The sequence below is a fragment of the Azospirillum canadense genome, assembly GCF_025961225.1.
Taxonomy (GTDB): Bacteria; Pseudomonadota; Alphaproteobacteria; order Azospirillales; family Azospirillaceae; genus Azospirillum; species Azospirillum canadense.
The window spans coordinates 2,958,668-2,976,504 of the sequence record NZ_JAOQNG010000001.1; the positions used below are offsets into that span (position 1 = coordinate 2,958,668).

Below are 17,837 nucleotides of genomic sequence, written 5' to 3' on the forward strand. Positions count from 1 at the left end.
CGCACAAAGCACCAACGCCATGAACCTCCTCGACTTCCCCGCCCGCGAATTGCCGCTCGACCCCAACGTCAAGCAGCGCCAGGCCTCCAACCCGCTGTCGTCGGTGTGGGTGGGCGCGTCGGCCGGGTCCGGCAAGACCAAGGTGCTGACCGACCGCGTGCTGCGGCTGATGCTGGCCGGTACGGCGCCGGCGCGCATCCTCTGCCTGACCTTCACCAAGGCGGCGGCGGCGGAGATGTCCATCCGCATCAACCGCACGCTGGGCATCTGGGCGACACTGCCCGACGCCGACCTGGAGGACCGCCTCTACGACCTGTGCGGCGAGCGCCCCACGGCGGAGACACGCACCGCCGCCCGCCGCCTGTTCGCGCAGGTGGTGGACTGTCCGGGCGGCATGAAGATCCAGACGATCCACGCCTTCTGCCAGTCGCTGCTGCGCCGCTTCCCGCTGGAGGCCGGGCTGGCCCCGCACTTCGAGGTGATGGACGAGCGCACCGCCGCCGGCCTGCTGACCGAGGCGCGCGATGAGGTGCTGCACGCCGGCCGCGCCGCCCCGGACACAGCCCTCGGCAAGGCCATGGCCCGCCTGACCGCCGACCTGAACGCGGAGGAGTTCGCCGACATCCTGGCGGAGTTGGCCAACGAGCGCGGCCGCATCCAGCGCCTGTTCGAGCGATTCGGGAACGTGGAGGGCGCCGTCGACGCCGTCCACCGCGAGTTGGGGGTGGAGCCCGGCACGACCGAGGCCGACATCCTGCATGAGGCCTGCGCCGACGCGTCGCTGGACGTGCCCACCCTGCGGGAGGCTTGCCGGGCGCTGAGCACCGGCACCAAGACCGACGAGGAGCGCGGCATCGGCATCCAGAGCTGGCTGGACGCCGCGGAAAGCCGCGTGCGCGCCTTCCAGGCCTACGCCCGCCTGTTCCTGACCGCCGAGGGCACGGCGCGCAAGACGCTGATCACCAAGAAGCCGGCAACCAACTTCCCCGCCGCCCTTATCGCGTTGGAGCGCGAGGCCGAACGGCTCGTTTCGCTGATGAAACGGGTGAAGTCGGCCGGAGTCGCCGCCTCCACCACCGCCCTCCTCACGCTGGCCGAAGCCCTTCTGCACGCCTATGACGCCAAGAAGAAGGGCAAGGCGCTGCTGGACTACGACGACCTGATCCTGGCGGCCAACACGCTGCTGCGCGGCAAGGACGGCGTCCCGGCGGTGCCCTGGGTGCTGTTCAAGATGGACGGCGGCCTGGACCACATTCTGATCGACGAGGCGCAGGACACCAACCCGGAACAGTGGGCCGTCGTGTCCTCCATCGCCGAGGAGTTCTTCGCCGACCTGTCCGCCCACAACAGCACCGGCACGACACGCACCGTCTTCGCCGTGGGCGACGAGAAGCAGTCGATCTTCAGCTTCCAGCGCGCCGACCCGGCCGAATTCGCGCGCATGCGCCGGCATTTCCAGACCCGCGCCGAAACGGCGACGCGGATCTGGCACGCGGTGGAGCTGGACATCTCCTTCCGCTCCACCGCCGCCGTGCTGCAAGCGGTGGACGCCGTGTTCCGGCTGGACACCGCCAAGGACGGCGTGGCGTCGGAGGTCAGCCCGGTGATTCGCCACCGCGCCTTCCGCCGCGGCCACGCCGGGCTGGTGGAGCTGTGGCCGCCGGTCAAGCCGGCGGAGGTTGCCGACCCGCCCGCCTGGGCGCCGCCGGTGGAGCGCGAATCGGCCGATTCGCCCTCGGCCCGGCTGGCGGCGGTCATCGCCGACACGATCCGCGACTGGACGCAACGCGGGGAGACGCTGGAGTCGCGCGGCAGGCCGATCCAGCCCGGCGACGTGATGGTGCTGGTCCGCCGCCGCACCAGCTTCGTAACGGAGCTGGTGCGCGCGCTGAAGGACCGCGCCGTGCCCGTCGCCGGCGTGGACCGCATGGTGCTGACCGAGCAGCTGGCGGTCATGGACCTGATGGCGCTGTGCGAGTTCCTGCTGCTGCCGGAAGACGACCTGACGCTGGCCACCGTGCTGAAGGGGCCGCTGATCGGCCTGACCGAGGAGCAGCTGTTCGACCTCGCACACGGCCGGCGCGGCACGCTGTGGCAGGCTCTGGTCGCCAAGGCGGAGGAAGATCCAGCCTACCACCCGGCGCGCCGCTACCTGGGCGGCCAGCTCGCCCGCACCGACTTCCTGGCGCCCTACGAGCTGTTCGCCGGCCTGCTGGCCGCCCCCTGCCCGGCCGACGAGCGGTCGGGGCGCCGCGCCATCCTGAAGCGGCTCGGCCCCGACGCGCAGGACCCGTTGGACGAGTTCCTGGCTGTTTGTCTCGCTTTCGAAAAGACCGAGCCGCCGTCCTTGCAGAACTTCCTCGCCTGGCTCGCCGCCAGTGAGGCGGAGATCAAGCGCGAGCTGGAGCAGGGCGGCGGCCGCGTGCGTATCATGACGGTGCATGGGTCGAAGGGCTTGCAGGCGCCCATCGTCTTCCTGCCCGACACGCTGGGCACCCCGACGCAGAGCCCGCCGATCCTGTGGCCGGACGAGGGCTGCGCCGTCCCGCTCTTCGCCGCGCGCCGCAGCCAGGAGGACGCGCTGTGCGCCGAGGCGCGGTCCCGCGCCAACCGGCGCCGCGACCAGGAGTACCGGCGCCTGCTGTACGTGGCGCTGACCCGTGCGGAGGATCGGCTGTACGTCTGCGGCTACCAGGGCAAGCGCGACCCGTCGGAGGCCTGCTGGTACAAGCTGGTCGAATCCGCGATGGGCGAGATCGGCGTGCCGCATCCCTTTGATTTCGCATCTCTTTGTCCCGACGGCTGGACCGGGGACGGCTGGCGCCTGCACGACCCGCAGACCGCAGCACCAAAGCCGGACGGCGCCGACGCTGGCCGCGTGGTGGAGGCGTACGCGCCGCTGCCCTGGCTGACCGCAAAGGCGCCGGAGGAGCCGGAGCCGAGCCGCCCCCTGACCCCTTCCCGCCCGGACGGGGACGAGCCGGCGGTGCGATCCCCCCTGGGCGAGGACGACGGGGCGCGGTTCAAGCGCGGCCTGCTGGTCCACCGGCTGATGCAGTCGCTGCCCGACCTGCCGCCCGACGCGCGGGAGGCCGCCTGCCGCCGCTTCCTCGCCCGCCCCGCGCACGAACTGGCGCCGGACCGGCAGGACGAGATCGCCCGGGAGACCATGGCGGTGGTGAACAGCCCCGACTTCGCACACCTGTTCGGCCCGAACTCCCGCGCCGAGGTGCCGGTGGTCGGCGTGGTGGAGGGGCGCGCCCTGTCCGGCCAGATCGACCGGCTGGTGGTGGAGGGCGACACGGTCTGGATCGTCGATTACAAGACCAACCGCCCGCCGCCCCGCCGGGTGGAGGACGTGCCGACGGTCTATGTGCGGCAGATGGCCGCCTACCGCGGCGCCATGGCGGCGGTCTATCCGGGCAAGCGCGTGCGCTGCGTCCTGCTGTGGACCGACGGTCCCTATTTGATGGAGCTTCCGTAAGGTGACGGCTCTTCCGTGACTTGACCGGCCGCCTTACGGCGACTCGGGCGCGCGAATGGTTTCGGGATCGGAACTTTTCAACGTGCGCCGGGTTGCAGGAACCGGCGGATTGGGTTGACCGGGCCGCATTTGCCGCTCTGCTTGACCGGACCGGGGAGACGGCCCTACATTTTGGCAAAGTTCCACGACAGGGATGGGATCGTCGGCGGTACGGTTTCCTTACGGCGGCATCCCTGAACCCAGGCAAGAGGTCACATGAGCAACCCCATCAAGGTCACCGACGACAGCTTCGAACAGGATGTGCTGAAGGCCGAGGGTCCGGTCCTGGTCGATTTCTGGGCGGAGTGGTGCGGCCCCTGCAAGATGATTGCTCCGGCGCTCGACGACCTCGCCAAGGAGTATGGCGGCAAGGTCACCGTCGTTAAGCTGAACATCGACGACAACCCCGGCACCCCGACCAAGTACGGCGTGCGCGGCATCCCGACGCTGATGATCTTCAAGAACGGCCAAGTCGCCGCCACGAAGATCGGCGCCCTGCCGAAGACCGCCCTGTACAGCTGGGTCGATCAGTCGCTCTGATCCGCCTCACGGTGCGCGTTGCAAAAGCCCCGCCCCACGGCGGGGCTTTTTGCGTTACGGGATTTTTGCGTTACGGTGGGGGCATGGCCTACCGTCTGCCCCCGCTCAACACCCTGCGTCTGTTCGAGGCCGCCGGTCGCCGCCTGAGCTTCAAGGCCGCGGCGGAGGAGTTGTGCCTCACCCCCAGCGCCGTCAGCCACGGCATTCAGACGCTGGAGGACTGGCTGGGGGTGGAGCTGTTCCTGCGCGGCAACCGCAGCCTGGCCCTGACCCCGGCGGGCGAGGCCTATCTGCCGCGGGTGCGCGATGCGCTGCACTCCCTGGCGCTGGCCACGGAAAGCGTGCCCGGCCGCCAGCCCAGCGGCCGGCTGTCGGTCAGCGCCGCCCCGACCTTCGCGCTGCGCTGGCTGATCCCCCGCCTGCCCGCCTTCCGCGAGATCCACCCGACGCTGTCGGTCAGTCTGGACACCAGCCACCGCCGGGTCGAATTCCCGCGCGACGGCATCGACGTGGGCATCCGGCTGGGCCGCGGGCCCTGGCCGGGCCTCGCCGCGCTGAAGCTGCTGGACGAAGAACTGGTGCCGGTCGCCGCCCCGGCGCTGGCGGCGCGCGCCGCCACCCCGGCCGACCTCCTGGCGCTGCCGCGGCTGCACGTCGCCAGCGTGTCGGAGGACTGGGCCGCCTGGGCGGAAGGCGCCGGCCTGCCGCCCGCCGCCTTGGCCGAGGGCCTGCGCTTCGACGCCATCCACATGGCGGTGGACGCCGCCGTCCGCGGGCTCGGCGTCGTCATCGGCCGGCGCCCGACCATCGACCCGGAGCTGGAGGCCGGCCGCTTGGTCGAGGTCACCGGGCCGCGCCTGCGCGCCCGCGCCGGCTGGTGGATGGTGACCTCCCGCGACAGCCTGCAACGGCCGGAGATCGCCGCCTTCCGCGCCTGGATGCGCACGGAGTTCAATCACCAGCGATGAGCAGAACCGGGTGAATTCCGCTCACCCGAGACGGAAAAGCTCTCGTTTGCCGGGTGATGCCGTGCGCCGGATGCTGATGCTCCGTTCACCCCGCCGACGGAGCCAGCCATGGCCATTCCCGTGTCTTTCCGCCCGCAGCCGCGCCACCTGTCCCTGGCGTTCCACCCCTTCACATGGCTCGCCCGCGTTTGGCGGCAACGCCGGGAGAACGCGCAGCTCTTGTCCATGACCGACCGGGAACTGCGCGACATCGGGATCACCCGCTACGAGGCGCAGATGGAATCCCGCAAGCCCTTCTGGCGCTGATCGGTATCTTCCGGCCTTTCACGCCGGATCGCCTCCAGCAGGCCGGCCGCCCCGGCCTCGCAGAGGTCCAGCACCTCGGCGAAGCCCTCGGCACCGCCGTAGTAAGGATCGGGCACATCGCGCCCCGCCGCAGTGGGCGCGTAGTCGAGGAACAGTGCGACCGTCGCACCGCTGGTGGGCGGCGCCATGCGGCGCAGTTGCGCCAGATGGCCGCGATCCATGGCCAGGATGTAGTCGAAGGCCGCGAAGTCGCCGCGCGTCACTTGGCGGGCGCGCAGGTCCGACAGGTCCACGCCGCGCGACCGGGCGGCGCTCTGGCTGCGGGAGTCCGGCGGTTCCCCCACATGATAGGCGTCGGTGCCGGCCGAATCGGCCTGGATGCAATGCTCCAGCCCCGCTTGCTTTACCAGGGTGCGGAACACACCTTCGGCGGTGGGCGACCGGCAGATGTTGCCCGTGCACACGAACAGGACCTTGACCATCCCGACTGCCTTCCTCTTTCCTTGCTCCGATCGAAAGAAGTACCAGCCGTTTCCCGATCCTGCCAGGGCGCCCATGACGACCGTCAGCTCCACCATCGCGAACCACATCAAGCCGACCGACTCCATCGTCATCCTGACCGGGGCCGGCATCTCCAAGGAATCGGGCCTGGACACCTTCCGCTGCGCCGACGGCATCTGGGCCAAGGTGGACCTGGAGGACGTGGCGACTCCGCAGGGCTTCGCCCGCGACCCGAACCTGGTGCACCGCTTCTACAACGACCGCCGCCGCGGCCTGCTCGACCCGGCCATCCAGCCGAACGCCGCCCACACAGCGCTCGCCGAGCTGGAGCGCCGCTGGAAGGGGGAGCTTCTGCTGGTCACCCAGAACATCGACGACCTGCACGAGCGCGCCGGCTCCAAGACGCTGATCCACATGCATGGGGAGCTGCGGAAGGTCTTCTGCGTCCACTGCCGCACGGTGGAGACCTGGGACGGCGACCTGTCGGTGCACGACATCTGCCCGACCTGCGCGCGCAAGGGCAGCATGCGGCCGGACGTGGTGTGGTTCGGGGAAATGCCCTACCAGATGGACCGCATCTACCAAGCGCTGGGGGCCTGCGACCTGTTCGTTTCCATCGGCACGTCGGGCAACGTCTACCCCGCCGCCGGCTTCGTGGCGGAGGCCCGCGGTGCCGGCGCCCACACGGTGGAGCTGAACCTGGAGCCCTCGCTCGGCGCCAGCCACTTCGCCGAGGCGGTGAACGGCCCGGCGACCGAGGTGGTGCCCGCCTTCGTGGCCGAGCTTCTGCGGCTTTGACCGAATCCCTGGAGTCTCTGTTCGACCGGGCGCGCGCCTGCCGCCTTTGCGAGGGCTCGCTGCCGCACGGCTGCCGCCCGGTGCTGCGCGGCAGCCCCAAGGCGCGGCTGCTGATCGTCGGTCAGGCGCCGGGCGCGCGGGTGCACGCCACCGGCATCCCCTGGAACGACCCGTCCGGCGACCGGTTGCGCCAGTGGCTGGCCATGGACGGCGCAGCCTTTTACGACGAATCGTGCATCGCCGTGATGCCCATGGGGTTCTGCTACCCCGGCACGGCGCCGAAGGGCGGCGACTATCCGCCGCGTCCGGAATGCGCCCCGCTGTGGCACCCGCCGCTGCGCGCCGCGCTGGCCGGCGTGCGCCTCACCCTCCTGGTCGGCAGCTACGCGCAGGTTTATTACCTGGGCGACCGCCGCAAGCGGACCATGACCGACACGGTCGCGGCCTGGCGGGATTATCTGCCGGAGTTCCTGCCCCTGCCGCACCCGAGCTGGCGCAACACCGCGTGGCTGAAAAAGAACCCCTGGTTCGAGGCGGAACTGGTCCCCGCCCTGCGCCGCCGTGTCGCAGAGGCGCTGGACGGCTGATCACTCCATGCTTTCGATGCGCTCCATGTCGTCGTCGGAGAAGCCGAAATGGTGGCCGATCTCGTGGATCAGGACGTGGCGGACGATGGCGAACAGGTCCTCGCCGGTCTCGCACCAGTAATCCAGGATCGGGCGGCGGTAGAGGAAGATCATGTCCGGGCCGCTGCGCAGGTCCGCGACGCTCTGCCGGGTCATATCCACGCCGCGGTAGAGGCCCAGCAGGTCGAAGGGGCTTTCCAGCTCCATCTCGCGCTCGGTCTCCTCGTCGGGGAAGTCCTCGACCTGGATCAGAAGGTTCCCGACCGGGGCCAGAAGCTCCTTCGGGATGGTGTCCAGCGCCTCCTCCGCCATCCGCTCAAGGTCGGGCGTGGAGGGAGGAACGGTGTGGGTGTGTGCCGGTTTGCGGTTCATGCCGAAAAGGTAGCGTCGCTTGCAGCCCAGGCCAAGCGGCGCTAAACCGGGATCCACGTTTGATGAATGTCTTTTAACGAACTACGGGGGGACGCAGGCCATGTCGGACAAGCTGGTGGGCACCAAGAGACAGACCGCGCTGAAGGAACTGCACGGCTGGTCGGAGGTGCTGGAGCGCGACGCGATCCGCAAGACCTACCATTTCCCCGACTTCCCCGCCGCCTGGGGCTTCATGAGCCAGGTCGCGCTGCTGGCCGAGCGCGTCGGCCACCATCCGGAATGGTTCAACGACATGGGCCGGGTGGAGGTGATCCTGTGCACCCGCACCGTCGACGGCCTGACCCAGGCCGACGTGGACTTCGCCCACCGCCTGGACCAAATCGCCCCCCGCGACGACCGGTAACGAGACGGCAGTTCCTTACGCCGGCTCCAGCGTCACCTTCACGTCGGCCGGGCGGCCGAAGAAGGGGGCGGTGGTGACCAGCAACGGGCAGCCGGCGGCGGCGTAGGCGGCGGCGTTCTCCTCCGTCACGCCCCCGGCCGCGGCGACGACCGGGACAGGCGTCAGGCCGCGCGTCGCCTCGATGACAGCGCAGGCCTCCTCTGGGCTGCGCTTTTCCAGCTGGATCACGTCGGCCCCGGCGTGGGCGAGCGCGATGGCTTCCTCCACCGAATCGGCCTCGACGACGATCTTCTTCTCCGGCGCCTTGCGGCGCGGCGCAGCGCGGCGATCCAGTCCTCCGGCGGGCCGGACAGGAAGGCGCGGTGCTCCGGGAAGACCAGCAGCGTTTCCGACAGGCCCAGCCGGTGCATCACCGCCCCGCCGGCCAGCACCGCCTTGACCGACAGGTCCTTGGCGCCGGGGAAATTCTTGCGCGTGCAGGCCACCGTCACACCAGGCGCGGCCTCCACAATGCGCCGCGCGCGGGTCGCGATGCCGGAGGCGTATTCGACCAGCGTCTGGGACACCTTCCAGGCCCGGTGCAGGGCGCCGGCGCTGCCCGTCCCCTCCAGGAACACCGCACCGGCCTCCACCGCCGTGCCGCTGGGGCGGACGGACGACACAGTCCCGCCGGCCTTCTCGATCAGCCGCGCGGCTTCTTCCGTGCCGGCCAGCACCATGGCCCCGCGCGCGGCGAAGCGGATGCGCGCGGGCGCGTCGGCGATGCCCAGGCTGTCGGTGGTCAGGTCGCCGTAGGGAACGTCCTGGGCGAGAAGCGCATCGAGCGCGGCATCGGACAGGACGATCATCGGCGAAGCCTCTTTTAAGGTCGGATCAGAGCCACCCGCGGCGGCGGAAGTACCAGAGCGGCACGACGGCCGACAGCACCATCATGACGATCGCCATGGGGTAGCCGAAGTCCCAGTCCAGCTCCGGCATGTGGTGAAAGTTCATGCCATAGGCGGACGCGATCAGCGTCGGCGGCATCAGCGCCACGGCCACCACCGAGAAGATCTTGATGATGGCATTCTGCTCGATGTTGATCAGCCCCAGCGTGGCGTCGAGCAGGAAGTTCGCCTCGTGCGCCAGGAAGCCGGCGTGCTCGTTCAGGGAGCGCAGGTCGCGCGACAAGGTCTTCAGCGCGGCCTTCTGCTCCTTGGTCAGGCGGCCGGCGCTGACCGAGGTCAGGAAGGCGACCAGCCGGTCGAGGCCCGCCAGACTGTCGCGCACCTTGTGCGTCAGGTCGCCGGCCCGGCCGATGCCGCGCAGCACGTCCTGCAGCTCGTCCGGCTTCTTGGCCTGCTGGCCGAAGCCGTTGCTGTCAAGCGATTCGGTGAAGATGCGCGTGGACAGCCCGTCGATGCGGCCGCCGATCAGCTCCAGCACGTCAGCGACCCGGTCGATGACCGCGTCCAGGATGCCGAGCAGCGCGTCCTCGGCGCTCGCCAGCAGCTCCGGCTGGCGCATGGTCCGCGCGGCGAAGGTGGCGACGGAGCGGGGCTCGGTGAAGCGCACCGTGATCATATGGCGCGGGGTCAGGACGAAGGTGATCTCGCCCTGCTCCGGGTAGGGCGTGTCGGCCCGCGCGATGACGGAGGAGGTGAGATAGAGCGCGTCGCCTTCCGTGTAGAGCTGGCTGGATGCCTCAATCTCCTTCATCTCCTCGCGCGTCGGCAGGTCGCAGCCGGTGGCGGCGCCCACATGGGCGCGCTCCGCCTCATCCGGGCGCAGCAGGTCGATCCACACCGTGCCGGCCGGCAACGGTTCGCCGAGGCTGAGCGGCTGCTCGACGACCCGGCCGCCAACACGGGCGTGGACCGTGATCATGCAAGAGCCTCGGCGGGAACCGGCGCACCGGCGGCGCGGCAGGCGGCGGCCAGCGTGTTCAGCATCAGGCAGGCGATGGTCATCGGCCCGACGCCGCCCGGCACCGGGGTGATGGCGCCGGCGACCTTCACCGCCTCCTCATAGGCTACGTCGCCGACCAGCCGGGTCTTGCCGGCTTCCGTGCCGGGCACGCGGTTGATGCCGACGTCGATCACCACAGCGCCCGGCTTGATCCAGTCGCCGCGCACCATCTCCGGCCGGCCGACGGCGGCGACCAGGATGTCGGCGCGGCGGCACTCGCCGGGCAGGTCCTGCGTGCGGGAATGGGCCACCGTCACCGTGCAGTCCTGCTGGAGCAGAAGCTGCGCCATCGGCTTGCCGACGATGTTGGAGCGGCCAAGCACCAGCGCCCGCTTGCCCTTCAGGTCGTTGCCCAGCACGTCGCGGATCAGCAGCAGGCTGCCCAGCGGCGTGCAAGGGACGATGGCGCCGGGGCTGCCGATGGCGAGCAGGCCGGCGTTGACGACATGAAAGCCGTCGGCGTCCTTCTCCGGCACGATGCGGGCCAGCACCTTGGCCGTGTCGATGTGCTTGGGCAGCGGCAGCTGGACCAGGATGCCGTGCACGGCCGGGTCGGCGTTCAGCCGGTCGATCAGGGCCAGCAGGTCGGCCTCCGCCAAGTCGGCGGGCGTGTGGTGGTCGAAGCTGTTCATGCCCAGTTCGACCAGCGCGCGCTCCTTGGAGCGGACGTAGACCTGGCTCGCCGGATCCTCGCCCACCAGCACGACCGCGAGGCCGGGGGTGACGCCGTGGCTGGCCTTGAGGGCGGCGACACCCTCCGCGACGCGCGCGCGAAGGCCGGCCGCGAAGGCCTTGCCGTCGATGATCTTCGCCTCAGCCATCGGTACCCTCCTCGCTCAACAGCGCCGTCAACCGGCGCATCAACTCGGCCGGGTCGCCGGCCACATGCACGATCTTGTTCCGGTCGGTGGCGCCCGCCACCACCGTCAGGCTGGTCTTGGGCAATTTCCACGCCTTGGCCAGCAGCTTCACCACTGCCTCGTTGGCCTTGCCGTTCTCCGGCACGGCCGTCACCATCACCTTCAGCGCCTTGTTCCCCGACGCCGTGTCGGCCAGCCCGGATATGGCGTTGCGCGACGCCTTGGGCGTCACGCGCAGCGCCAGACGGACTCCGTCGGAAACGGCGTCAATGGGACCCGGCATCAGAAGCGCGGCCAGTATTCCGCCATCAGGTTGCGGACGAAGAAGATCAGCAGGATCAGGATCATCGGCGACAGGTCCATGCCGCCGAAGTTCGGCATGACGCGGCGAATCGGCCGCAGCGCCGGCTCCGTGATCCGGTAGAGGAAATCGCCGATCGCGTACACCGCGCGGTTGCGCGTGTTGACCACGTTGAAGGCGACCAGCCAGCTCAGCACCGCCGAGGCGATCAGCAGCCAGACATAGAAGCTGAGAACGGTGTCGATCAGCAGGTACAGCGCAATCATGCCCGGCCCGTCCCAATTCGTTCGATTTTGCGGGGCACCCTAAGCACAAGCGGCAAGGCCTGTCCAGTGCCGCGCGGAGGGCCGGCGCCCGCCCCTTTCGGGCGGTGTCGCGGGGCCGCGATTTGGGTGTGTTCAGAAGGCTTGACAGGCCCGGCCCGCATCACCATTATCCGCCCCACGCCGGTGACGGTGTGTGGGGCCGTAGCTCAGCTGGGAGAGCGACGCGTTCGCAATGCGTAGGTCGGGAGTTCGATCCTCCTCGGCTCCACCATTACTTGTGTTCCCATTGATTTGGTTGGGAAATCCGCCCCTGATGGGGCGTTGAACCCGGTGTGTGACACCGCCCTGTCGCACGCGGCGTCGGCCGAATCGCCTCCATCCCCTTCAAAATCCGCCGTTTCAGCCCGTCCTGGGTGTCGCACATCCCTGTCGCCCAAGCGGCGTCCCACAGGGCTGTGGATGCGGGGAGCCGTGTGGCAGTACCGGACACGGGTTCCGGCCGACCTCCACGCGGTGCTGGGCCGGAGCCACATCAACCGATCCCTCAGGACCAGCAGCTACCCCGACGCGATCCGGGCGGCTCGCCGGATCGCCTTCGAGATCGAGCAGGAATTCGATGCGGCTCGCGGGGGCGCCGGAAGCGACCCGGCCGACGCCGCGTGCGACAGGGCCTGCCCGCCGCCATCCGTCCCATCGGTGACGGCCGACGCCGTCTTGTCCGAGCCCACCGGCCCCGCCATCCACATCGACCTCGATGCCCTGGCCAGCCGCATTGCCGAAAAACTCCAGGCCGCCCAACAGGTCGCCGCGGAGGCGGCTGTGCCCGCCGCCGAGCCCGCCAAGGGGAAGACCATCCAGCAGGTCTACGACGCCTACATGGCCGATCCTGGCGTCATCCGGTCCGGTAAGACCGTTCTGGCCTACGAGACGGTGTTCGGCCTGCTGATCGAGATCATCGGCCAGAACACGCCGGTGTCCGACATCGGTCGGGAGACCTGCCGCGAGGTCATGGACACCCTCCGGTGGCTGCCGCCTAACTCAACCAAGCGGTACCCGAACCTGACCGCCCGCGAGATTGTCCAGAAGACCCGCGCCGCCGGCAAGGCATCCGGCCTCAGCCCCGCGACCGTGAACGGGTACATGACCAAGCTCTCCGCCCTCCTGACCTGGGCGGTCAACGAGGGATTTATCGACCGGAATCCTGCCAAGGGGCTTGGCGTCGTGGACACCACCAACCGCAAGGACAAGCGGCAGCCGTTCACCCCGAAACAGCTTCAAGCCATCTTCACCGCCCCCCTCTACACCGGTTGTCAGGACGACGACTACGGCTACGCCAAGCCCGGAGAAGCCCGTCCCCGGCGGGGACGCTTCTGGGTGCCGCTGATCGGCGTGTTTTCGGGGATGAGGCTCAACGAGATCTGCCAGATGAACACGGAGGATGTCCGGGTGATCGACGGCACCCTGTGCTTCGTCGTCACGGCCGAGGCGATCAAGGGGACCGACGACAAGCGGCTCAAGACTGGCAGCAGCGAGCGGGTCATCCCAGTCCATCCGACGCTGCTCGCGGCGGGATTCGAAGAGTATGTCAGCGAGCAGCGGCGGAAGAAGAACGCCAAACTGTTTCCGGAGCTACTTCCTGCAAAAACCGGTTATTATTCGGACGTATTCTCGAAGTGGTTCCGCCGCTTCCTACAGAAGGCGGGTGCGTCGGCGGGCAGGACGTGCTTCCATAGCTTCCGCCACAATTTCCGCGATGCTCTCCGGGAGGCTCGGGTTGACCGTGAACTTGCCCTGGCCCTTGGCGGTTGGGCCGGCGACAACGGCGACATGGGCTCGGAAAGTGCCGAGTTCTATGGCCGGGGGTTCCGGGCATCGACCCTGTTGGCGGCTATTTCCAGGGTCAGCTACCCGGAACTTGATCTTTCTCATCTGCGCACCTCTCTGTGAAGCCGTGCAGCAGACGGCGAGATGGCTGCTCGGTTGACAGATCTCGGCTCTATGATAGCGGACAGAGGTTCGGGAGGAGCACCTGTGTCCGAGTTGCTTTCCGCTGACCTAAATGCGGGTTGAGGCGACCGATGAAGCGTCTGTGGACCATAGTCGAATGCTCTATTGGCTCGTGGACGGCCACCGTCGGCCTTGATCTTTGGTCATGGTGTATTGGAGCCGGTTGGGATTTGCGACCATCCAATTTTTGGATTGAAATCGGTCCTGTTTACTTCGATATTAACCATGAAGAGCCATGGCCGGCAGATTTTGAGAGTATTCCAAATTTTACAACCCTCCTTCATCGACTCGTATATGGGAAGCTCGACGTAAAATTCGAAATCGACATCAACATATGGCGGATCGGTGTCAGTATGGCTGATCCACGTGATTGGGGTCTGTACTGTGGACCTCTAAATGTTCAAATCGAGTACTGCAAAAGGTATGCCGAAAAGCGCTGAGACGGCGTCGGCCGTCACCGATGGGACGGATGGCGGCGGGCAGGCCCTGTCGCACGCGGCGTCGGCCGGGTCGCTTCCGGCGCCCCCGCGAGCCGCATCGAATTCCTGCTCGATCTCGAAGGCGATCCGGCGAGCCGCCCGGATCGCGTCGGGGTAGCTGCTGGTCCTGAGGGATCGGTTGATGTGGCTCCGGCCCAGCACCGCGTGGAGGTCGGCCGGAACCCGTGTCCGGTACTGCCACACGGCTCCCCGCATCCACAGCCCTGTGGGACGCCGCTTGGGCGACAGGGATGTGCGACACCCAGGACGGGCTGAAACGGCGGATTTTGAAGGGGATGGAGGCGATTCGGCCGACGCCGCGTGCGACAGGGCGGTGTCACACACCGGGTTCAACGCCCCATCAGGGGCGGATTTCCCAACCAAATCAATGGGAACACAAGTAATGGTGGAGCCGAGGAGGATCGACATGTAGCCCTCGATCAGGATCGTCGGTTGGCATTGTCGGTCGCTCTTCGCCAGCCGTCGAGACGATCTTGTCCGGGGAGGGGCGTGGCAGACGGCCGTGCGGCAGTGCGCGGGCATGTTCGCCTGTGTCGGTCCGCGCGTTACCCCGGTCTCATCGCGGCTTGGCTGAGGATTTCCAGGACCACATGGATCTTGGGGAAATCCATGACGGTGTGGATTCAGTCAGCCCTGTTCGGGATGGCTGTCTGGACCCGCCACAGCGGGAGCGGGTTCCAGAGCAACATGGATGTGGCCCCAGACTCCTATGGAATCTCTCCTGCCGATGCTGCGATGGTCACCCGCTGCGGCGCGGCGATGTCGCCGGTCAGCGAGGCAAGGGGCGGGGATCGCCCAGGGGCTCGGTGCCATCGTGGCCTTGCTGGAGGCCAACAGAACGTCGGCGGAGCCGGTCCAGGATGTCCTGGATCTCGGGGCTGGGCGGCTGGCTGGCGGCGATCCGGACTTCCAACTGCTTGCGGGCTTCAGCCTCGATGTACTCTGGTCTCGTCATGAACCGGAAGCGGGAATTGGCATCGGCCTTGATCTGGGCCCACTGGTAGACCTCCTGCTTGATCTGGGTGAGCAGCCGATCCTCGTCCGACTTCACCGTCATGTGGTCGGGGTGGATGCAGCATCGGTCGCCGCACGTCATCTGGATCTGTGGGCGGGAAACCAGATCGGAGTGGAGTGGCTCGCCCCGGAAGACGGCGTAGGCCAGCGGGCGGACGCTCACGCGCCGTCCATCGACTTTGATCTCGGGGTACCCGTTCTTGTCCACCCGACCCTTCCAGATCAAGCATCCGGTTCCTGGAACATACTCGCTGTTTTCGATCAGCCGTTCCTCAATTGGTCTGGGTTTCTTCATACAATTCTTCCATTTTTCTGGAAATACTTTATACCATGCCGCATCTTTTCTGGTCGAAACTCCAGCCGTGACTTTGTTCTTGGCAGAACCCCATCCTGCCCCCGGCCATTCTGGAGACTCGGCCAGACGGTTGCGGTGGCCGTATGCTGGTTCCAGGCCGGCCTGGGCCAGGGTTCACGCTGGTGCTGACCGGAACCGGGATGCCAACGGGGAGAGGCTCGTTGGCCACGCCTACGGCGCGGCCAACGCCTGGAACGAGCCCAATCGGGTTTGAGGCGAGGAGGTCGGCAACACGCTGGCTCCGCCAGCGAAAGCGGGCCCGAGCCGGCCAGGGGGCCGGCGGCAGGATCGGTACGGCTCCGCCCCCCTCCCGTACCAGGACACGGTGCCGGACGGAGCGGACGAGCGAAGCGAGACCGCGAAGGGCGGGCACCGCAGGTGCGACCATGACCCAGATCAGGACGGCATGGCCCGATGCCATGTCGATGACGCAGTCACCAACACGGGGCGGAGCAGTCCCAAATCGAGGGCGAAGCCCGAGATTGGGGCGGCGAGCCCCAGTGTTAGGCTTGGTCTGTCTTGGCAGGCCAGGAGTGAGGCGGGGGAGTGGGTCTTCTCCTTCGGAGAAGAACACTTTCCCCCCCTTATTCCGGGTTTGGCAAGGGAGAGCGGTGCCTTTTAGTTGGTAGAACGCTTTCCCCCCTTTATGGGCAGTGGGCTCAAGCCCAAGCGTCGGTGAGCCGGTCCAGGACGGCCTGGGACGAGCATTGAGCCCGCACAACAATCCGGTCCTCGCCGTCCTGGCGGGCATCCAGGATCGTGACGCCGTTCTCGCCGTCGTGGAAGAAACTGTGGAACCGGGACCAGTTCAGGAGGTCCAGAACCAGGACGGCGGTGTGGCAGCAGGAGGCGGAGTTGCGGCGGATGTCGGTGATCATGGCGGAACCTCATGGTGACGGTTGCCCATCCGGGCACGGGGTATTTACACCGGGGGGTCGCCGCGGCCGTTCCAGGGGAGCCTGGATCTCCGGTGCCACGATGCCGTGCGGACCGCCGGTGCCGACGGTGACAGCCGGCGCGATTCCTGGGATGAGATCCACGCCCCCTGGAAGGAGCCCAGGAGGTCGTGGACATTCGCCTGCCGCCGCTTCCAGGTGGGCTTGGACCGGCCTCAAACGCACCGGTGGGGACCCGTCAGACCAAGTCCACCAGCTTCCGCTTCGCCTCGGAGTCGCCCTCGATGTACCGGCTGGTGGTCTGGAGGCTGCGATGGCCGGCCATCTCCATCACGTCCTTCAACGACCCACCGACCGTGCTGGCCTTCCTCGCCGCCGCGGTGATGAAGGTCCGCCGGCCGGAGTGGCTGCTGCACCCGGTAAAGCCCAAGCGGGTGTACAAGTCGTGGAACCATCGGACGACTGATCCGGCCGACATCGACCGGCCCCGCTCGCTGTAGATGACCGGGTCCTCAGGCCGCGGCCTCCGGACCCGGTGCAATTCGATCAGGGCCTGTCGCAGGTCCCGGTTGAGTGGTATCTGCCGGCCGGACCGCATCTTGGCCGCTCTGTCCTCCAGGGCCAGCACTTCGGCGATGTCGCTGTTGGCGTCCATCACCATGCTCCAGGTGAGCATGGCGACCTCCCTGGCCCGCAACCCGGCCTTGGCCGACAGGAGGAACATGACCGTGTCGCGGGCCGCGTTGCGGGTCCCCGACAGGTACATCAACACCGCCCTGGATTGGGCCACCGTCAGCACCTTCGCCTGCTTCCCGGCCATGTCGGACTCACAAGGAAATCGTCGATCTCCCGCAGGGTATGACGAGTCCAAAAGCTGTCAACGTGGCCCAGCCCGTGAACCCGTTGGAAACCCTCAATTCACAAGAGATCCCGGAAAAGATGGTGAGACTCCACGGCCCCATGAGGTGACCCGCCGCCGCTCCCGCAGAACGGCGCCGGACCCCTGGGGCTCGACCAACGCGGCCGTCACCTTACGCGATGGAACCCGCCCGTCGAGCCGGAAGCACTCGACCGACGGCATGATGTCATTTTGGTTCAAGCTGTGGTAATCAAAAGGGGCACCACCTTTGCGAGCCGGCTGGCCCGAAGCCTACCGGATGCGAACAGTCACGAGCGGGCTATGGAAGCTGCCGATGCATGTCTGCACGCCATTGAAGAGGTTGCCGGATTGTACCATCGCCTCTTGCTTCTGGTAGGTACCGATCCGGCAACAGTGAGTGACTGCATCAAAAATGTGGCCGGCAGGTTCAACCTCCCGGTGACCAACCTGAATGCAGAGTTGGCAGCCATGTTGTTGGAAGTGCCTTCTCGTCAGCGTCAGATAAGGGCCAACAAGGCAGTGGGTGACATTTTGGATTCCACGTCGATGGACATGGTCATGCTTGACCATACGGATCTCCTGTTCAGTCCCTCTCTCCGGCTCGACCCATTGGCTCTTTTGAAGAGCCTATCCAGGAACAAGACCATTGTTGCCGCATGGCCAGGGGCGGTAAGAGGGGACGTTCTGATGCACGCGGAAAACTGGCACCCAGAGTACCAGCAGCATCCTGTAGACGGTGTTCGGGTCTTCTCGGTTGATCAACAAAACTAATGA

20 protein-coding genes, 1 tRNA gene and 1 pseudogene are annotated in these 17,837 nt (G+C 67.6%); 11 read left to right on the top strand and 11 right to left on the bottom strand.

All coding sequences use genetic code 11. The annotated features are described in order from the left end of the window. Positions 1-19: 19 nt before the first annotated feature. The 4 genes from addA (at position 20) to M2351_RS14070 (ending at position 5,337) form a co-directional block, all read left to right on the top strand. Positions 20-3,484 (top strand): double-strand break repair helicase AddA, encoded by a 3,465-nt coding sequence (gene addA / locus M2351_RS14055; RefSeq protein ID WP_264656663.1) that lies wholly within the window; start codon positions 20-22, stop codon positions 3,482-3,484. A 255-nt stretch (positions 3,485-3,739) separates the two neighbouring features. Continuing rightward, positions 3,740-4,063 carry a thioredoxin TrxA gene (gene trxA, locus M2351_RS14060; RefSeq protein WP_209766072.1) on the top strand — a complete coding sequence of 108 codons (324 nt, stop codon included), beginning with the start codon at positions 3,740-3,742 and terminating at the stop codon, positions 4,061-4,063. 83 nt (positions 4,064-4,146) lie between these two features. After that, the gene (gene gcvA / locus M2351_RS14065) at positions 4,147-5,031 is read left to right on the top strand and encodes a transcriptional regulator GcvA (RefSeq protein WP_264656664.1); all 885 of its coding nucleotides are present in this window, start codon (positions 4,147-4,149) and stop codon (positions 5,029-5,031) included. A gap of 108 nt (positions 5,032-5,139) precedes the next feature. Continuing rightward, entirely contained in the window at positions 5,140-5,337 is a 198-nt protein-coding gene (locus M2351_RS14070; RefSeq protein WP_264656665.1) for a DUF1127 domain-containing protein, read from the top strand. On the opposite strand, the gene M2351_RS14075 is transcribed toward M2351_RS14070, so the two are convergent. After that, positions 5,295-5,819 (bottom strand): low molecular weight protein-tyrosine-phosphatase, encoded by a 525-nt coding sequence (locus tag M2351_RS14075; protein ID WP_264656666.1) that lies wholly within the window; start codon positions 5,817-5,819, stop codon positions 5,295-5,297. The two genes, M2351_RS14070 and M2351_RS14075, sit on opposite strands and share 43 nt — an antisense overlap. A gap of 73 nt (positions 5,820-5,892) precedes the next feature. Between M2351_RS14075 and cobB the strand changes: the two genes are divergently transcribed. Next, complete coding sequence (cobB, locus tag M2351_RS14080) at positions 5,893-6,636, top strand: Sir2 family NAD+-dependent deacetylase (RefSeq protein ID WP_264656667.1); 744 nt, start codon at positions 5,893-5,895, stop codon at positions 6,634-6,636. Then, entirely contained in the window at positions 6,633-7,223 is a 591-nt protein-coding gene (locus tag M2351_RS14085; protein ID WP_264656668.1) for a uracil-DNA glycosylase family protein, read from the top strand. Before cobB ends, M2351_RS14085 begins: the two co-directional genes overlap by 4 nt. On the opposite strand, the gene M2351_RS14090 is transcribed toward M2351_RS14085, so the two are convergent. Next, positions 7,224-7,634: a metallopeptidase family protein gene (locus M2351_RS14090; RefSeq protein ID WP_264656669.1), complete on the bottom strand. Its 411-nt coding sequence runs from the start codon at positions 7,632-7,634 to the stop codon at positions 7,224-7,226. It lies immediately after the preceding gene. 100 nt (positions 7,635-7,734) lie between these two features. Between M2351_RS14090 and M2351_RS14095 the strand changes: the two genes are divergently transcribed. Continuing rightward, entirely contained in the window at positions 7,735-8,037 is a 303-nt protein-coding gene (locus M2351_RS14095) for a 4a-hydroxytetrahydrobiopterin dehydratase (RefSeq protein ID WP_264656670.1), read from the top strand. A gap of 15 nt (positions 8,038-8,052) precedes the next feature. Here the strand turns inward: M2351_RS14095 and modD are convergent. From modD to M2351_RS14125, 5 genes and pseudogenes are all read right to left on the bottom strand, one after another. After that, positions 8,053-8,885 (bottom strand): annotated as a pseudogene (gene modD, locus M2351_RS14105) (ModD protein). Between the two features lie 25 nt (positions 8,886-8,910). Further along, on the bottom strand, positions 8,911-9,903 hold the full coding sequence (locus M2351_RS14110) for a magnesium transporter CorA family protein (RefSeq protein ID WP_264656673.1): 993 nt from the start codon (positions 9,901-9,903) through the stop codon (positions 8,911-8,913). Further along, positions 9,900-10,805 carry a bifunctional methylenetetrahydrofolate dehydrogenase/methenyltetrahydrofolate cyclohydrolase FolD gene (gene folD / locus M2351_RS14115; protein WP_264656674.1) on the bottom strand — a complete coding sequence of 302 codons (906 nt, stop codon included), beginning with the start codon at positions 10,803-10,805 and terminating at the stop codon, positions 9,900-9,902. Before folD ends, M2351_RS14110 begins: the two co-directional genes overlap by 4 nt. Next, positions 10,798-11,127, bottom strand: a complete 330-nt coding sequence (locus M2351_RS14120; RefSeq protein WP_264656675.1) for a DUF167 family protein — start codon at positions 11,125-11,127, stop codon at positions 10,798-10,800. Before M2351_RS14120 ends, folD begins: the two co-directional genes overlap by 8 nt. Continuing rightward, the gene (locus tag M2351_RS14125) at positions 11,127-11,411 is read right to left on the bottom strand and encodes a YggT family protein (RefSeq protein ID WP_264656676.1); all 285 of its coding nucleotides are present in this window, start codon (positions 11,409-11,411) and stop codon (positions 11,127-11,129) included. The genes M2351_RS14120 and M2351_RS14125 overlap by 1 nt, the downstream gene beginning before the upstream one ends. A gap of 195 nt (positions 11,412-11,606) precedes the next feature. Between M2351_RS14125 and M2351_RS14130 the strand changes: the two genes are divergently transcribed. The 3 genes from M2351_RS14130 to M2351_RS14140 all read left to right on the top strand — a co-directional run bounded on the left by M2351_RS14130 (position 11,607) and on the right by M2351_RS14140 (position 13,858). Next, positions 11,607-11,682 (top strand) — tRNA-Ala (locus tag M2351_RS14130). 188 nt (positions 11,683-11,870) lie between these two features. Next, positions 11,871-13,358: a DUF6538 domain-containing protein gene (locus tag M2351_RS14135; protein WP_319801885.1), complete on the top strand. Its 1,488-nt coding sequence runs from the start codon at positions 11,871-11,873 to the stop codon at positions 13,356-13,358. A 131-nt stretch (positions 13,359-13,489) separates the two neighbouring features. After that, positions 13,490-13,858, top strand: coding sequence for a hypothetical protein (locus M2351_RS14140; protein ID WP_264656678.1), 369 nt, complete (start codon positions 13,490-13,492; stop codon positions 13,856-13,858). Here the strand turns inward: M2351_RS14140 and M2351_RS45085 are convergent. From M2351_RS45085 to M2351_RS14155, 4 genes are all read right to left on the bottom strand, one after another. After that, a complete protein-coding gene (locus M2351_RS45085) occupies positions 13,811-14,440 on the bottom strand; it encodes a DUF6538 domain-containing protein (protein ID WP_406567388.1) in 630 nt (209 codons plus the stop codon). The two genes, M2351_RS14140 and M2351_RS45085, sit on opposite strands and share 48 nt — an antisense overlap. Before the next feature lie 247 nt (positions 14,441-14,687). After that, on the bottom strand, positions 14,688-15,227 hold the full coding sequence (locus M2351_RS14145) for a hypothetical protein (protein WP_264656679.1): 540 nt from the start codon (positions 15,225-15,227) through the stop codon (positions 14,688-14,690). A 719-nt stretch (positions 15,228-15,946) separates the two neighbouring features. Further along, positions 15,947-16,165, bottom strand: coding sequence for a hypothetical protein (locus tag M2351_RS14150; protein ID WP_264656680.1), 219 nt, complete (start codon positions 16,163-16,165; stop codon positions 15,947-15,949). A 256-nt stretch (positions 16,166-16,421) separates the two neighbouring features. Beyond that, positions 16,422-17,003, bottom strand: a complete 582-nt coding sequence (locus tag M2351_RS14155; protein ID WP_264656681.1) for a tyrosine-type recombinase/integrase — start codon at positions 17,001-17,003, stop codon at positions 16,422-16,424. A 360-nt stretch (positions 17,004-17,363) separates the two neighbouring features. Here M2351_RS14155 and brxF point away from each other — a divergent pair, with 360 nt between their 5' ends. Beyond that, a complete protein-coding gene (gene brxF / locus M2351_RS14160) occupies positions 17,364-17,834 on the top strand; it encodes a BREX-3 system P-loop-containing protein BrxF (RefSeq protein ID WP_264656682.1) in 471 nt (156 codons plus the stop codon). Positions 17,835-17,837: the final 3 nt, after the last annotated feature.

Bases quoted from the DNA above. Each gene is read 5' to 3' on its own strand.
- M2351_RS14090 (WP_264656669.1), bottom strand. From the start codon at position 7,634: ATGAACCGCAAACCGGCACACACCCACACCGTTCCTCCCTCCACGCCC.
- M2351_RS14145 (WP_264656679.1), bottom strand. From the start codon at position 15,227: ATGAAGAAACCCAGACCAATTGAGGAACGGCTGATCGAAAACAGCGAG.
- M2351_RS14070 (WP_264656665.1), top strand. From the start codon at position 5,140: ATGGCCATTCCCGTGTCTTTCCGCCCGCAGCCGCGCCACCTGTCCCTG.
- M2351_RS14150 (WP_264656680.1), bottom strand. From the start codon at position 16,165: ATGATCACCGACATCCGCCGCAACTCCGCCTCCTGCTGCCACACCGCC.
- gcvA (WP_264656664.1), top strand. From the start codon at position 4,147: ATGGCCTACCGTCTGCCCCCGCTCAACACCCTGCGTCTGTTCGAGGCC.
- M2351_RS14075 (WP_264656666.1), bottom strand. From the start codon at position 5,819: ATGGTCAAGGTCCTGTTCGTGTGCACGGGCAACATCTGCCGGTCGCCC.
- M2351_RS14110 (WP_264656673.1), bottom strand. From the start codon at position 9,903: ATGATCACGGTCCACGCCCGTGTTGGCGGCCGGGTCGTCGAGCAGCCG.
- cobB (WP_264656667.1), top strand. From the start codon at position 5,893: ATGACGACCGTCAGCTCCACCATCGCGAACCACATCAAGCCGACCGAC.
- folD (WP_264656674.1), bottom strand. From the start codon at position 10,805: ATGGCTGAGGCGAAGATCATCGACGGCAAGGCCTTCGCGGCCGGCCTT.
- M2351_RS45085 (WP_406567388.1), bottom strand. From the start codon at position 14,440: ATGCCCGCGCACTGCCGCACGGCCGTCTGCCACGCCCCTCCCCGGACA.
- M2351_RS14135 (WP_319801885.1), top strand. From the start codon at position 11,871: ATGCGGGGAGCCGTGTGGCAGTACCGGACACGGGTTCCGGCCGACCTC.
- brxF (WP_264656682.1), top strand. From the start codon at position 17,364: ATGGAAGCTGCCGATGCATGTCTGCACGCCATTGAAGAGGTTGCCGGA.
- M2351_RS14120 (WP_264656675.1), bottom strand. From the start codon at position 11,127: ATGCCGGGTCCCATTGACGCCGTTTCCGACGGAGTCCGTCTGGCGCTG.
- trxA (WP_209766072.1), top strand. From the start codon at position 3,740: ATGAGCAACCCCATCAAGGTCACCGACGACAGCTTCGAACAGGATGTG.
- M2351_RS14140 (WP_264656678.1), top strand. From the start codon at position 13,490: ATGAAGCGTCTGTGGACCATAGTCGAATGCTCTATTGGCTCGTGGACG.
- M2351_RS14095 (WP_264656670.1), top strand. From the start codon at position 7,735: ATGTCGGACAAGCTGGTGGGCACCAAGAGACAGACCGCGCTGAAGGAA.
- M2351_RS14155 (WP_264656681.1), bottom strand. From the start codon at position 17,003: ATGGCCGGGAAGCAGGCGAAGGTGCTGACGGTGGCCCAATCCAGGGCG.
- M2351_RS14125 (WP_264656676.1), bottom strand. From the start codon at position 11,411: ATGATTGCGCTGTACCTGCTGATCGACACCGTTCTCAGCTTCTATGTC.
- addA (WP_264656663.1), top strand. From the start codon at position 20: ATGAACCTCCTCGACTTCCCCGCCCGCGAATTGCCGCTCGACCCCAAC.